The following is a 14775-nucleotide window of genomic DNA, read 5'->3' as shown; positions in this document are numbered from 1 at the left end:
CATTCACGTAAATAATGAGTTAGCTCGATTTTATTTGTTATTATTATAGGCGAAGCAATTTAATTACCTGAGGACTATTAGTAGTTATATTAATTTATAAATTTAGTGGTGTTATCTTACAAAATGAGTCTAATACCTCTAATTTAAATAGAGTTGCTTAAGCGATCATGGCCAGTTCACAGCGAAGCCAAATAGCAGAACCCTCGCTTATCCAGCAGTTTTTAGGGGCAGACCAGAAAACAAAAAACCCCGCCTAAGCGAGGTTTTTATCAGGGTTTTGCGGTTGGTCGCCGCAGAACACACTGTGTTACGTCAACGCAAGAAGTATACGCGATCGAAGACGAACGCGCAATTCCGGCACGGATTTTGACGTTTTTGAGTATGAATCGCCTTCCTGATTTTGTCCAAAAAATACTGTTCATACATACAGTATTTATCTATACTGAGGGTGTTCGCAGTGAGCGAGGGGGCCGCAGTTCTACCGGCGCAACGAAGTCCTGGCTGAAACGGGTGGTGCCGTCAGTGCCTTAACCCCCTGAAGTGAGCACACTGTGTTACGTCAATCCAGGTGCTGGCAACAGGCGGCGGAAAGGTACGCCAGCATCGTGCTCCTTTTAACCAAAAGGAGACGCGTATGAGCGTAGTGGATATGGTGATACTTATCCTCAAACTCATTGTTGCTGTACTGCAACTGCTTGATGCTGTCCTGAAATTCATTCGCTGATTCAGGTTCAAGTCGCACCTGAGAGGGGCGGGCAACCGCCCCTCTTTAATAACGAGGGAATGCTATGTCGCGTCTGTTAATTGAGCCTGTCACACCGGATGAACCGGGGTATATCGCCCTGAAGGCTGAAAGTATCGCACTGAATTTCAACATGCTGCGCAGGCTGGAAGAGAACTGGCAGCGTGGTGAGAACCGCTTTAACGCGCCGGGTGAAAAGCTGCTGGGTGCGTTTCTCAACGGCAAGCTGGTGGGCGTGTGTGGTCTGAATCGCGATCCATTCAGCCTGCAGCCGCGTGCCGGGCGCATTCGCCATCTCTACGTCAGCGAGAAGTGCCGCGGGCTGGGCATTGGCAAACAGCTTTTGACCGTGGTCATGGCCGATGCCAGCATCTGGTTTGATTTCCTGAATACCCACGCGCCGGACAGCGCCTACGGGTTTTATCATCAAGCGGGTTTTACGCTGGTCTCAGACGAACCGCGGGTGACGCACCGCCTTTTTTGTGCGGTGTAACCGGCTGGCAGCCTCAGGATGTGAATGTTACAGTTGAGTGACAATTCATCACCCGATACGCCATGACCATCACCGTATTCTGCATTTTGCTTTTCGCCGCGCTGCTGCATGCCAGCTGGAACGCCATCGTTAAAGCCGGAACGGACAAGCTCTATTCCGCAATAAGCGTCAGCGGCTCCGCCACGGTTATCGCTCTGGTCTTACTGCCGTTTTCCCCACAGCCATCTGCTGCAAGCTGGCCGTTTTTGATTGTTTCCTGCGCATTGCAGGTGGTGTACACCGTGCTGGTGGCGAAGACCTATCAGGTCTCCGATATGAGCCAGACCTACCCGTTGATGCGCGGCACCGCCCCGCTGCTGGTGGCGCTGATCAGCGTTCTGGCGCTCGGGGATAGCCTCTCCTGGCTCGCCTGGTCCGGCATTGGGGTAATCTGCCTGTCGATTCTCATTATGGCGATGAATGGCCGTATGCAGTCACGCAAAGGGGTCTGGCTGGCGCTGCTGAACGCCTGTTTCATCGCAGGCTACACGCTGGTGGACGGCACCGGCGTGCGGTTATCAGACACCGCGCTGGGCTATACGCTGTGGACCTTCTTTATGAACGGCTTTTGCCTGCTGAGCTGGGCGATGGTGGCGCGTCGGCGCGAGGCGTCCGGATACCTGCGCCTGCACTGGAAAAAGGGGCTGCTCGGCGGCGTTGGCACCATGGGCTCTTACGGTCTGGCGCTCTGGGCCATGACGCAGGCACCGCTGGCGGTGGTTGCGGCGCTGCGTGAAACCTCCATACTCTTTGGTGCGCTGATCGCGTTTGTCCTTTTAAAAGAGAAGGTTGCGGGTCTGCGTATCGCGGCGGCGCTGGGGATTGCCGGCGGCGCTATTCTGCTGCGCCTGGCGTAAATCACTGGCAACATTAGTTGCCGTTCTTGTTTACAAATCCTGCCTTTCCCGGTTTTTTCATTCACCACGACAATGCTTAAATTGTCATCTCTCTGTGGTAGATTCCTCGCGCATTTATGGGAATGCGTAGTCACTTATTCTTCATTTTTCTCTTTTGGCAAAAGTATTCAGCGACATGAAAAAACAAAGGAACGTTAACTTATTGTTGATGCTGGTGTTACTGGTGGCCGTCGGTCAGATGGCGCAAACCATCTACATTCCGGCGATTGCCGACATGGCAAAGGAATTGAACGTCCGCGAGGGCGCGGTGCAGAGCGTGATGGCAGCCTACCTGCTGACCTATGGCGTTTCGCAGCTCTTCTACGGCCCGCTCTCCGACCGCGTTGGGCGTCGCCCGGTGATCCTGGTGGGCATGAGCATTTTCATGGTGGCGACCGTCATTGCGATAACCACCCATAGCCTGACCGTACTGATTGCCGCCAGCGCCCTGCAGGGCGTCGGGACAGGCGTCGGCGGGGTGATGGCGCGTACCTTACCGCGCGATATGTATCAGGGCACCCAGCTCCGTCATGCCAACAGCCTGTTGAATATGGGTATTCTGGTCAGCCCGCTGCTGGCCCCGCTGATTGGCGGCCTGCTGGACACGATGTGGTCCTGGCGCGCCTGTTACGCCTTCCTGCTGGTGCTGTGCATCATCGTCACCTTCAGCATGGCGCGCTGGATGCCGGAAACGCGCCCGCAGGACGCGCCGCGCACGAAGCTCATCACCAGCTATAAGACGCTGTTCGGTAACGGATCGTTTACCTGCTACCTGCTGATGCTGATCGGCGGCCTGGCGGGCATTGCGGTGTTCGAAGCCTGTTCCGGCGTGCTGCTGGGCGCGGGGCTGGGTCTGAGCAGCATGGTCGTGAGTATTCTGTTTATTCTGCCGATCCCGGCGGCGTTCTTCGGCGCGTGGTTTGCCGGACGCCCGAACAAACGCTTCTCAACCCTGATGTGGCAGTCGGTGATCAGCTGTCTGCTGGCGGGTCTGATGATGTGGATCCCGGGGCTGTTTGACGTGATGTCGGTCTGGACGCTGCTCATCCCGGCGGCGCTGTTCTTCTTCGGCGCGGGAATGCTGTTCCCGCTGGCGACCAGCGGCGCGATGGAGCCGTTCCCGTTCCTCGCAGGCACGGCGGGCGCGCTGGTGGGCGGTTTGCAGAATATCGGCTCCGGCGCGCTGGCCTGGCTCTCGGCCATGATGCCGCAGACCGGGCAGGCTAGTTTGGGCCTGCTGATGACGCTGATGGGGCTGCTGATTTTACTGTGCTGGCTGCCGCTGGCGTCGCGTGTCCCGCATCACGAGCAGCCGGTTTAACCGCATGATGGCCCGGCTTCTCGCCGGGCTTTTCACAGACGGGCGCAATCATCGCCTGCAATAACGGCTCCGGCGCTGGCCGCCAGGCTCCTTCTTCCCCGTCGTAAAACTGGAAATCCGCGTTAAGCGCATACGGGATTTTCGCCTTTTGCAGCTCGCAGGCCATAAAGGTGGTGAAGGCCAGCTGCGAAGCGGTTGGCGTGAGGTGGTTTGACTCCCCCACGCCCCAGCCCCCGACCCAGCTAACGTGCCCGGTTTTTTGCTGCCAGCGCAGCGCAGTAGTGATGCGATTATGGATAGCCGCTTTCTCCGCCGCCGTGCCGGACGTCCACGGGTATTTACCGCTATTTTTCAGCGGCCCCCACGGGAAAATATGCCACTCCGCCAGCAGGAAATTTTGACTGTGCGCAGGCAGCTTCAGGCTGGATAAATCCTCCGGCGCGGCACGCAGGCGCGGCGCAATAAAGATCATGCGCTGCGGGTCAATGTCGTGGATTGCTTTAATGGTTTTTTCATACACGCGGTTTAGCGATGCGAGGTTATGGTTAAGCTTGTCGGCGGGTTCGTAGATGAGATCAAAGCCCAGCAGCGGGTAGCTCTGTCCGAAATAGTGCGCCACGGCAATCCACCAGTTGATCGTCTCTTTCTCGTTATCGGCTTTAGGGTCGTTTTTATATTCATCGGCCTGATAAGCGACTATCGGGATCACGCCATACTGATTGCAGGCCTCCACCAGCTTGCGCAGGTGGATCAGCCGCGCTTCCGTCGGCTCATCGGCCACGCGGATGCGCACGTGGGTAATGCCTTTTGCACGAAAATCGCGAACCACCAGCGGGTCGAATTCGCGTATGCCGCGTTCGGTGCGCGCCCAGTCCACGTCCATCCCGACGCCCAGCTGCTGCGCATAATGGGCAGCCGTCAGCGGCGGCTCAGCGGCAATCGCCCAGCCGGAAGTGATCAGTAACGCAGAGGCAATAAAAGGCTTTAACACGGTTTACCCTGGATAAATCGAAAGCATTACCTGTATTTAGCACGCTTTTTCACATTTGGTGTAGAGCGAAAGCGTAATAATTCTTCAACCTGCCAGTTCTCTCAGCCAGCCGATAAAGGCGTCTATTTTCGGCCACTGACGGCCAGAAAGCGTCGAGATATAGTAGTGCTGATGACACTTCAGGGTCTTTTCACCAAACGGGGCGATCAGCTCGCCCCGCTCGAGCCGCTTCTGCACCAGCCGCTTTCTCCCCATCGCGACGCCTACGTGGTTAATGGCCGCAATAATCGCTAAGTCGGAACGATCGAAACCAATGCCCGACGATGGGGGCATATTCACCGCAAAGTGCTGCGCCCAGCTCAGCCACTCATCCGTACCGGAATCATTACTCCAGGCCTGACGGTCGTGCAACAGCGTGCAGTGGCTGAGGTTATCGGGGTTTTTCAGCAGTTCATGCTCGCGGGCGTACTGCGGTGAGCAGACGGGCAAAATCTCCTCGTCCATCAGGAAGTGATGAGAGAGGTGGTTTGGCGGCGTATCGTCGAAATAGAGCGCCAGATCGACGCCCGTTCGTTGCATATTAACGTAATCATTGCCGGTCAGGATGGTGAGTGAAATCGACGGATAGCGGCGGGTAAAGTCCCCCAGCATGGGCACCAGCCAGCACTGGGCAATCGACGGGCGGGAGTAAACCGTCAGCGTGCCGGAGAGCGCCTGGTTTTTGATGTCCAGGATCTCCTGATTCAAGGTGTCGAGGGACGATTTCAGCGTCCAGTAAACGCGCTTTCCCTCCTGCGTCAGCTCGACTTTACGGTGCGAGCGAACAAACAGCTGAATACCCAGCTCCTCTTCCAGCAGGTTGATGCGGTGGCTCACCGCGCTGGGGCTGAGCGACAGCTCCTCCGCCGCCAGGGCGAAGGACTCATGCCGGGCGGCTACTTCAAAGGTATACATTTTCGACAGCTGCCAGCCGTTTAGGAGCCGGTTTCTGGCTTCATTTGTATCGGTCATCACAATTCTCGCGCGTAGTTTCTGCGCTCAGCATACCGTTTAAGGGTGAATTTATGTGAACCTAATACGGATTAAGTGCGCTTTTTAGAGCGCAGTCACTCAGTTGATCCAATCTGGCTCATCTGAACGCCAATTTATATCGCTTGTCAGCCCACGCCGTTTTTTCGTCCAATACCCCCAGATGACATAAGGGTGAGGTGAGATATGGGATCTCAGGTCTGGGTTGTGGCAACGCTGCTGGTCAGCATTGTGTTGATTGTTTTAACCATCGTAAAACTGAAGTTTCACCCATTCCTCGCGCTGCTGCTGGCGAGCTTTTTCGTCGGCGCGATGATGGGGATGAGCCCGCTGGATATGGTGAACGCCATTGAGAGCGGAATTGGCGGTACGCTGGGCTTCCTGGCGGCGGTGATTGGTCTGGGCACCATTCTCGGCAAAATGATGGAAGTCTCCGGTGCGGCCGAGCGCATCGGGATCGCATTGCAGCGCTGCCGCTGGCTGTCAGCAGACGTGATTATGGTGCTGGTGGGCCTTATCTGCGGCATTACGCTGTTCGTGGAGGTGGGCGTGGTACTGCTGATCCCGCTGGCGTTTTCCATCGCCAAAAAGACCCACACGTCGCTGCTCAAGCTGGCCATTCCGCTCTGTACCGCGCTGATGGCGGTGCACTGCGTGGTGCCGCCGCATCCGGCCGCGCTGTTTGTGACCAATAAATTAGGGGCGGACGTCGGAACGGTCATTGTCTACGGTTTGATGGTAGGCCTGATGGCCTCGCTGGTCGGCGGCCCGCTGTTCCTGAAACTGCTCGGCAATCGTCTGCCGTTTAAACCGGTTCCGGCGGAATTTTCAGACCTGAAGGTGCGTGAAGAGCACACCCTGCCGTCGCTGGGCGCCACGCTGTTCACGGTGCTGCTGCCGATTGCCCTGATGCTTGTGAAAACCATCGCCGAGCTGAATATGGCAAAAGAAGGCACGCTGTATACGCTGCTGGAGTTTATCGGCAACCCGATCACCGCCATGTTTATCGCCGTGTTTGTCGCCTACTACCTGCTGGGGATCCGCCAGCATATGGGCATGGGCACGATGCTGACGCACACCGAGCACGGCTTCGGCTCTATCGCCAACATTTTGCTGATTATCGGCGCGGGCGGCGCGTTTAACGCCATCCTGAAAACCAGCGGACTGGCGGACTCGCTGGCGCATATTCTCTCGAACCTGCACATGCACCCTATCCTGCTCGCCTGGCTGGTGGCGCTGGTGCTGCATGCCGCTGTAGGCTCCGCGACGGTGGCGATGATGGGCGCCACGGCGATCGTCGCGCCGATGCTGCCGCTCTATCCGAACGTGAGCCCGGAGATCATCACCATTGCCATCGGTTCCGGCGCCATTGGCTGCACGATCGTCACCGATTCTCTCTTCTGGCTGGTGAAGCAATACTGCGGCGCGACCCTGAATGAGACCTTCAAATACTATACGACGGCGACGTTTATCGCCTCGGTGCTTGCACTTGGCGGCACATTCCTGCTTTCCTTCATTATCTGAGCGCGAAGAGACGTATTATGCAAAACGCAACTATCACTACTTTAACCGCACAGTTTCCTCTGGTTGAGGATCTGATTGCCCTGAAAGAAACCACCTGGCGTAACCCGCGCACCACAACGCTGGCAGAAGGGTTGCCCTATGTCGGGCTGACCAAAGCCGACGTGGACGACGCGCACGCGCGCCTCAACCGCTTCGCGCCGTATCTGGCGAAAGCCTTCCCGGAAACCGCGGCAACGGGCGGTATTATCGAATCCGAACTGATCGCCATTCCGGCGATGCAGGCACGGCTGGAGAAAGAGTCCGGCAAGGCCATTCCCGGCACCCTGCTGCTGAAAAAAGACAGCCATCTGCCGATTTCCGGCTCGATTAAAGCGCGCGGCGGCATCTATGAGGTGCTGACCCACGCGGAGAAACTGGCGCTGGAAGCCGGGTTGCTGAGCACCGAAGACGACTACAGCATTCTGCTGGAACCACGCTTTAAGGACTTTTTCAGCCAGTACAGCATTGCGGTGGGCTCAACCGGCAACCTCGGGATGTCCATCGGCATCATGAGCGCCCGCATCGGCTTTAAGGTCACCGTGCATATGTCTGCCGACGCCCGCGAGTGGAAGAAAGCCAAACTGCGCAGCCACGGCGTCATCGTCGTGGAATATGAGCAGGATTACGGCGTAGCGGTAGAGCAGGGACGAAAAGCGGCGGAAAGCGATCCGAACTGCTTCTTCATCGACGATGAAAACTCCCGCACCCTGTTCCTTGGCTATGCGGTGGCGGGCGAGCGCCTGAAGGCGCAGTTTGCCGAACAGGGCCGCGTGGTGGATGCCGATCATCCGCTGTACGTCTACCTGCCGTGCGGCGTCGGCGGCGGCCCCGGCGGCGTGGCGTTTGGCCTGAAGCTGGCCTTTGGCGATAACGTCCACTGCTTCTTCGCGGAGCCAACGCACTCCCCGTGCATGCTGCTGGGCGTGTACACCGGCCTGCACGATGAAATCTCGGTACAAGATCTGGGCATTGATAACGTGACGGCGGCGGACGGTCTGGCGGTAGGGCGTGCCTCCGGCTTCGTGGGCCGCGCGATGGAACGCCTGCTCGACGGGTTCTATACGCTTTCCGATCAGAGCATGTACGACATGCTCGGCTGGCTGGCGCAGGAGGAAGGCATTCGTCTGGAACCGTCCGCGCTGGCGGGGATGGCCGGGCCGGTGCGCGTTCATTCGCATACCAAAGTTACCCATCTGGTGTGGGCGACCGGCGGCGGGATGGTGCCGGAAGACGAGATGGCGAAGTATCTGGCGAAAGGGAAGTAATTATGCCGGGTGGCGGCTGCGCCTTACCCGGCCTACAACTGCAAAATTTGTTGAATGTGGGTGACCGCAAACAACAATGACAACGAGAGAACAGCGAGCGCGATCAGGAACTTATCGCGCACCGCTTTCGGCTGGACAAAATCGTTCTGCGCCACGTCCATCAGGTTACGGTTGCGGGTATAGCGCCATAAAATAATCGCCACCAGCGCCAGCACAACCAGCGAAACCCAGAATGGCACCCCCGTGCGGTGCCAGTTGTGCTTAATCGCCAGGGCGATCAGCGCGCCATACCCCAGCAGCGTGCGCAGCCAGGCGAGTGACGTCCGCTCCGGCTGCAGGCCGGGGTCCGCTTCGCGCCGCGCTTTGCGGCTATCCGCCATAGAACACCAGCACCATTACCACGCCCGCCACCGTCAGCAGAATCGTGCTGATGATGAGTAACCCACGCGTATAGGGCAGATCCTGCTTCAGACGCATCGCCTTCTCATTGCGCAACCAGCGCAGATAGCCGTAAATCGCCAGCACGCCCGCGAACAGGCACAGCAGCAGCGCCAGCACTTCACGGATCGGCGGCGTGGCGAAATCCGGCGCGAGCTGATCGAGGCCCACCCCTGCGGCAAGAAAGCCCAACGCGGTGCGGATCCACGCTAAGAACGTGCGTTCATTAGCCAGAGAGAAGCGGTAGTCCGGCGCTTCGCCGAGGCGGGAAATTTTCATGGAGGTTCCTTGTCGTGCTGCGGGCAGGCTTCAGCATAGCGTAAATCGACAAGGACAAGGAGACCGGCATCGGGCGATGCCGGTCAGGACGATTAATGCAGCTCTGGCCAGTACGCTTTGTTGGCCTCGATCAGGTCATCCAGAATCGCTTTCGCGACGGACGCGCTCGGCACGGTTTTCGACAGGGTGATCGCCTGCCAGAGTTTCTGGTACGAGCGCTGCTCCCAGGCATCCACCACCAGTTTTTCCACCGCCACCTGCTGGCTCATCAGCCCTTTCTGGAAGTGTGGTATATCGCCCACCGTGAGCGGTTCCGGCCCGTTATGGCCCACCAGGCACGGGATCTCCACCATCGCGTCGGCATCAAAGTTATGGATAGCCCCGTTGTTTGGCACAATCAGCAGCATCCGCTCCTGGGTGTTAAAGGCAATTGCCGTCGCCAGATCGACGATGTACGACGCATGTTCGTCAATTTCCAGCTCACCCGCAGCGGAGTTACCGGCTTCGATAATCGCCCGGCAGGAACTGAACACGTGCTTCTCACGGTGATCCATGACCTCATTGGCGCGGGTACGTTCCGGGTTGGAGTGCGCGACCACGTAGTCCGGGAACAGGTAATACTTCAGGTAGGTGTTCGGCATGGTGTCCGGATCCAGCGCCTGCACGTCTTTTGCTTTAGCAAAGGTATCGTTCCAGCTCGCTTCGGTATGCGCGTCGTCAGAAGGGGGGACATAGCCGTTTTTCGCCACGTATTCGCGCAGCTTCGGCATCAGATCGTTGCCGTTCAGGTCTTCAATCGACGTCCACCAGCCGAAGTGGTTCAGGCCGTAGTAGCGCACGCGCATCTCTTTGCGGTCCTTGAGGCCGACAATCTGCGCCATGCGCCCTTCAATGCCGATCGGCATATCGCAGATGTTGAGGATTTTGGCGTTCGGGCGCAGGCGGCGCGTGGCTTCCGCGACAATCGCCGCCGGGTTGGAGTAGTTCAGCATCCACGCGTTCGGGGAGTACTGCTCCATATAATCCACCAGCTCCAGCACGCCGCCGATAGAGCGCATGCCGTAGGAAATCCCGCCCGGCCCGCAGGTTTCCTGGCCCAACACGCCGTGGCGCAGCGGGATTTTTTCATCTTTTTCACGCATCGGGTATTTGCCCACGCGGATATGCGCCATCACGAAATCCACATCGGTAAAGGCCGCTTTAGGATCGGTGGTGTAGCTGAATTCAATCTCCGGGGCTTGTTCCTTAAGGATGATTTTGCACGCTTCGGCGATGGTCTCCTGACGCGCGCCGTCGTTGTCATAGAACTTCAGGGCGCGCAGCGGGAAACGGTCGCGGTTGGCTAACAGCATCAGGACGATACCAGGCGTAAAGGTGCTGCCGCCGCCTGCAATGACAACTGAGAATTTTTTCATGATATAGCCTCTGTCAGGGTGGTTTGTTCATTCGTTAAAGGGGTTTTCATCAGCGATTCAAGCTGGTCGCGCACCTGGGGAACGTGCAGGCCGACAATCACCTGAATGCCGTTGCCGCGTCGCACCACGCCGTGGGCGCCGAGGGCTTTGAAGACGTCATCGCTTTGCGTTTTCGCCATATCGACCAGGGTGATACGCAAGCGGGTGGCGCAGTTGTTGATGCTTTCGACGTTGGCCGCGCCGCCGAGCGCCTGTAAGAACCCGGCGGCCTGCCCGACCTGCTGGCTGGCTGCCGCCGGGGCGGTGGTTTGCCCGCGCGCCGCCTTATAGTCGGCCTTGCTGTAGAGCTTGATTTCGCTCTCTTCCCGGCCCGGGGTTTTCAGGTTCAGACGCGCAATCAGCGTTTTGAAGACCACGAAGTAAATTCCGGTGAAGCAGACGCCGATGCCGATCTGGGTGAATACCGTCGAGGCGTGGTTATGGAACATCGGGATCCAGTTTTGCGGCAGGAACTGGTCCAGCAGGCCGCCGCCCATGTTCCCCACGACGCCGAAGGCGTACATCACCGTTGCCATGGTGGCCGCCAGCACGGCGTGCACGGCAAACAGCAGCGGCGAGATAAACAGGAAGGTGAATTCGAGGGGTTCGGTAATGCCCACCAGCACGGCGGTAAGCGTGGCCGGGATAAGCAGGCCCGCCACCTTGACGCGGTTTTCCGGCGACGCGGTGTACCAGATCGCCAGCGCAATCCCGACCGAGCCAAACACTTTAGAGTTGCCGTGCAGGGCGAATCCGCCTTCCGGGAAGAGGGTTTTCAGCGGCAGGGTACTCTGGCTGAATTCCTGCAGATGCTGCGCCCAGTAGACCTGAATCCCGCCTTCCACCGCCGCCGGGCCGAAGATAAATGGACCGTAGACGAAGTGGTGCAATCCGGTTGGGATCAGAATGCGTTCCAGGAAGGTATACACCCACACGCCCAGCGCACCGGCAGAGCGCAGGAACGCCTGCAGGGACTCAATGCCCATCTGTACTTTCGGCCAGCCCAGCAGCGTCAGCCAGGCGCAGGGGATCATGACGAAGAACGCGAGGATAACGACAAACGAGCTGCCCTGGAAAATCCCCAGAAACACCGGCAGCGGCTTGTCGAAGTAGCGGTTGTGGATGGCGGTGACGATGCCCGAAATCACGATCGCGCCGATGATGCTGGTATCAAGCGTTTTGATCCCGGCAATCATCGCCAGCCCGCTACCGGCCGTCGGTTCGGCGGAGAAGTCGACGCCAAAGAAATGGCCCCAGGTCATCCCCATCGCGTTAATGAAGTAGTTCCAGGTCAGAAAGCTAATCAGCACCGCCAGACAGGCGCGGCCCTGCGCCTGCTTTGCCAGGCCAATCGGCAGGCCAACGGCAAAAATCAGCGGCATGTTGCGGAACACCGCCCAGCCGCCTTCTTCAATGATGTGAACAATTTGCGCGAACAGATTATCAGGGGCAGTTAAGGCTTCGCCGACAAACAGCGGGTTGCGAAGCATGATGGCGATTCCCACCACGATCCCGGCGAATGGAAACAGCAACACCGGGGTAAACATGGCACCGCCAAAACGTTGTATTTGACTGAGCATTTTTAAATCCTCATGAAACAACCTGTAGGGGTAGAGGCCTTTATGGTTTTTTGCTGGCCTGAGGTGAGCATAAGAATTTACTGATGCGCGAACATGGCGTGCCGCTGCGATTCGTGATCGCATTCATGGTTTTATTTTGACCAATCAGGTCTACTTTTTGAGGTAAACATGGACATGTCAGGACGCAATCCACGCCCTGATAAGGGCATAGAGGTCTACTGGTGATCTACAAATCTATTGCCGACAGGTTGCGGCTGCGGCTGAATTCGTCGGACTACAACATCGGCAGCCCGCTGCCCGGCGAAAAAGCGCTGGCGCAGGAGTTCGGCGTGGCGCGAATGACCATCCGCAAGGCGCTGGATCTGCTGGTGAGCTGGGGGCTGGTTGAACGGCGGCACGGCAGCGGGACGTTTGTGTCACGCAAAGACGTTCACCACGAAACCACCAACCTGACCGGGCTGGTGGAGGTGCTGCGTCAGCAGGGAAAAGAGGTGCAGAGCAAGGTCTTACAGTTCGAAGTGATGCCCGCCCCACCCGCCATCGCCAGCCAGCTGCGGATTCACGTAGATGAGCGGATCTACTTTTCCCGGCGTGTGCGCTATGTGGACGGAAAACCGCTGATGCTGGAAGACAGCTTTATGCCGGTGAAGCTGTTTCGCAACCTCTCGCTGGCGCATCTTGAGGGGTCTAAGTTTGATTACATCGAGAAGGAGTGCGGGATCACCATCAGCGGCAACTACGAGAGCCTGACGCCGGTGCTGGCAGATAAAACGCTGGCCGGTTATATGAATCTTCCGGAACAGACGCCGCTGCTGCGCATTACCTCTCTCTCCTACAGCGACAGCGGCGAGTTCCTCAACTATTCCGTCATGTTCCGAAATACCAGTGATTACCAGGTGGACTACCATCTGCGGCGCATCCACCCGGACGACCTGCTAGCTCATCCCCCAGAACAGCACCGCCAGTAGCTGGGGTGTGATGATGCGCAGGAACATCACCAGCGGATAGACGGTGGCATAGGAGAGCGCGGCCGCGCCGCTGGTGGCGTGCAGGTTGTTGGCAAAGGCCAGCGCGGGCGGATCGGTCATGGAGCCCGCCAGCATGCCGCACAGGGTCAGGTAGTTCATTTTGGCGAACATCCGCGCCAGTATTCCCACCGTCAGCAGCGGAATCGCCGTGATAAAGATGCCGTAACCGACCCAGCTCATCCCTTCGCCCTTGACCAGGGTATCGACAAAATCCCCGCCGGACTTCAGCCCGACCACCGCCAGGAACAGCACGATGCCCAGCTCGCGCAGCGCCAGGTTGGCGCTCGGCGGCATAAACCAGTAGAGCTTACCGATACAGCCGATACGCCCGAGGATCAGCGCCATAATCAGCGGCCCGCCCGCCAGGCCCAGCTTGAGCGCCACCGGGAAGCCCGGCACGTACACCGGAATAGAGCCGAGCAGCACGCCGAGTCCAATACCGATAAACACCGGCAGCATCTGCACCTGCTGCAATTTTTGCTGGGCGTTACCCACCATATCCGCCACGGCGTCGATGGACGACGGGCGCCCGACCAGGTTGAGGATATCCCCGAACTGCAGGCTGGCCTCCGGGCTGGCGACCAGTTCAACACCCGCACGGTTGAGGCGGGAGATCACCACGTCGTAGCGCTCTTTTACCTGTAGATCGCGTATTTTCTTGCCCAAAACCTGCTCGTTAGTCACTACAACGCGTTCCACGCGCATATCGGTGCCGCGGGTCGAGAGCGAAGTATCCACTTCCTGACCAATCACCAGCCGCGCGTTGTTTAAATCGCCGGGCTGGCCGACCAGGTGCAGCAGATCGCCCTGCTGGATAACGGTGCCCGGCGCGGGCACCATTAGCATATCGTCACGCTTAAGGCGGGAGCAGATGATGTTGGCGCTGTTCAGGATCGGCACGTCCTGAATCGCCATATTATTCAGGTTGGGGTTATCGACCCGAATGTTGATGGTTTTGATCGGCATATGGCCGTTGGTGAGCGTGGTTTCATGGTCCTTAGCCTCTTTGTCGACGTTAATGCGAAACAGGACGCGTACCAGCCACATGGAGAGCAGAATGCCGCAAATCCCAAACGGATAGGCCATGGCGTAGCTCATCCCCATCTGGTCGACAATGCCGGGTTCAATGCCCAAATCGCGAAGGATTTGCTGCCCGGCACCGAGCGCAGGCGTGTTGGTGACCGCCCCGGAGAAAATGCCCAACGCCACGGGCAGCGGGATATCGAAGATTTTGTGCAGAATTGCGGTAACCAGCCCGCCCATCACCACAATGCCGAGGGCAAACAGGTTGAGCCGTAAACCGGAGACCCGAAGTGAGGCGAAAAAGCCCGGTCCTACCTGAATACCGATGGTATAAACGAAGAGGATCAGGCCGAACTCCTGGGTAAAGTGGAGCATTTCGGCGCTGAGAACCAGCCCGAGCTTGTCGGCGAAGTGTCCGACAAAAATGCCGCCAAACAGCACCCCACCAATCCCAAACCCGACGCCGCGGATTTTGATATTCCCTATCCACAGGCCAACAACAGCGACCAGGGCCAACACGCTTACGGTTAACGCGATATCACTCATGATCCACTTCCTTGGCATAACCTTAGTTATGATAAGGATTCTCTCAGAGCTGGATACGGTTGTATGGGCGATGGCGCACAAAAAAGCC

General features: G+C 58.0%; 14 protein-coding genes. 7 read left to right on the top strand and 7 right to left on the bottom strand.

Features of this window, described 5'->3' with window-relative positions; all coding sequences use genetic code 11:
* Positions 1-634: 634 nt before the first annotated feature.
* The 4 genes from tisB to emrD all read left to right on the top strand — a co-directional run bounded on the left by tisB (position 635) and on the right by emrD (position 3491).
* Positions 635-724 (top strand): type I toxin-antitoxin system toxin TisB, encoded by a 90-nt coding sequence (tisB, locus tag AB8846_RS12235; RefSeq protein WP_047347446.1) that lies wholly within the window; start codon positions 635-637, stop codon positions 722-724.
* Between the two features lie 64 nt (positions 725-788).
* Positions 789-1235: a GNAT family N-acetyltransferase gene (locus tag AB8846_RS12230; RefSeq protein WP_063145128.1), complete on the top strand. Its 447-nt coding sequence runs from the start codon at positions 789-791 to the stop codon at positions 1233-1235.
* A gap of 62 nt (positions 1236-1297) precedes the next feature.
* A complete protein-coding gene (locus tag AB8846_RS12225) occupies positions 1298-2131 on the top strand; it encodes an EamA family transporter (RefSeq protein WP_370732791.1) in 834 nt (277 codons plus the stop codon).
* A gap of 175 nt (positions 2132-2306) precedes the next feature.
* Positions 2307-3491: a multidrug efflux MFS transporter EmrD gene (gene emrD, locus AB8846_RS12220; RefSeq protein WP_032662106.1), complete on the top strand. Its 1185-nt coding sequence runs from the start codon at positions 2307-2309 to the stop codon at positions 3489-3491.
* On the opposite strand, the gene AB8846_RS12215 is transcribed toward emrD, so the two are convergent.
* Together AB8846_RS12215 and dsdC are read right to left on the bottom strand one after the other, a co-directional pair.
* Complete coding sequence (locus AB8846_RS12215; protein WP_370732790.1) at positions 3394-4482, bottom strand: cellulase family glycosylhydrolase; 1089 nt, start codon at positions 4480-4482, stop codon at positions 3394-3396. The two genes, emrD and AB8846_RS12215, sit on opposite strands and share 98 nt — an antisense overlap.
* Positions 4483-4566: 84 nt before the next feature.
* Entirely contained in the window at positions 4567-5493 is a 927-nt protein-coding gene (dsdC, locus tag AB8846_RS12210; RefSeq protein WP_063145125.1) for a DNA-binding transcriptional regulator DsdC, read from the bottom strand.
* 204 nt (positions 5494-5697) lie between these two features.
* Here dsdC and dsdX point away from each other — a divergent pair, with 204 nt between their 5' ends.
* Positions 5698-7035, top strand: coding sequence for a D-serine transporter DsdX (gene dsdX / locus AB8846_RS12205; protein WP_032662040.1), 1338 nt, complete (start codon positions 5698-5700; stop codon positions 7033-7035).
* 17 nt (positions 7036-7052) lie between these two features.
* Positions 7053-8339: a D-serine ammonia-lyase gene (gene dsdA / locus AB8846_RS12200; RefSeq protein WP_370732789.1), complete on the top strand. Its 1287-nt coding sequence runs from the start codon at positions 7053-7055 to the stop codon at positions 8337-8339.
* A gap of 32 nt (positions 8340-8371) precedes the next feature.
* Here dsdA and AB8846_RS12195 read toward each other — a convergent pair whose 3' ends face one another.
* The 4 genes from AB8846_RS12195 to AB8846_RS12180 form a co-directional block, all read right to left on the bottom strand.
* Positions 8372-8719, bottom strand: a complete 348-nt coding sequence (locus AB8846_RS12195) for a DUF202 domain-containing protein (protein ID WP_370732788.1) — start codon at positions 8717-8719, stop codon at positions 8372-8374.
* On the bottom strand, positions 8709-9056 hold the full coding sequence (locus tag AB8846_RS12190; protein WP_033144345.1) for a YidH family protein: 348 nt from the start codon (positions 9054-9056) through the stop codon (positions 8709-8711). Before AB8846_RS12190 ends, AB8846_RS12195 begins: the two co-directional genes overlap by 11 nt.
* A 92-nt stretch (positions 9057-9148) precedes the next feature.
* On the bottom strand, positions 9149-10471 hold the full coding sequence (locus AB8846_RS12185) for a 6-phospho-alpha-glucosidase (RefSeq protein WP_370732787.1): 1323 nt from the start codon (positions 10469-10471) through the stop codon (positions 9149-9151).
* Positions 10468-12090, bottom strand: coding sequence for an alpha-glucoside-specific PTS transporter subunit IIBC (locus AB8846_RS12180; protein ID WP_370732786.1), 1623 nt, complete (start codon positions 12088-12090; stop codon positions 10468-10470). The genes AB8846_RS12185 and AB8846_RS12180 overlap by 4 nt, the downstream gene beginning before the upstream one ends.
* 221 nt (positions 12091-12311) lie before the next feature.
* Here AB8846_RS12180 and AB8846_RS12175 point away from each other — a divergent pair, with 221 nt between their 5' ends.
* Positions 12312-13058 carry a GntR family transcriptional regulator gene (locus tag AB8846_RS12175; RefSeq protein WP_370732785.1) on the top strand — a complete coding sequence of 249 codons (747 nt, stop codon included), beginning with the start codon at positions 12312-12314 and terminating at the stop codon, positions 13056-13058.
* On the opposite strand, the gene AB8846_RS12170 is transcribed toward AB8846_RS12175, so the two are convergent.
* Positions 13026-14687, bottom strand: coding sequence for a putative transporter (locus tag AB8846_RS12170; protein ID WP_370732784.1), 1662 nt, complete (start codon positions 14685-14687; stop codon positions 13026-13028). The two genes, AB8846_RS12175 and AB8846_RS12170, sit on opposite strands and share 33 nt — an antisense overlap.
* Positions 14688-14775 lie beyond the last annotated feature (88 nt).

The organism is Enterobacter sp. KB-221C9, assembly GCF_041320715.1.
GTDB lineage: Bacteria > Pseudomonadota > Gammaproteobacteria > Enterobacterales > Enterobacteriaceae > Enterobacter > Enterobacter asburiae_D.
This window is presented reverse-complemented; position numbering and strand designations above follow the sequence as displayed.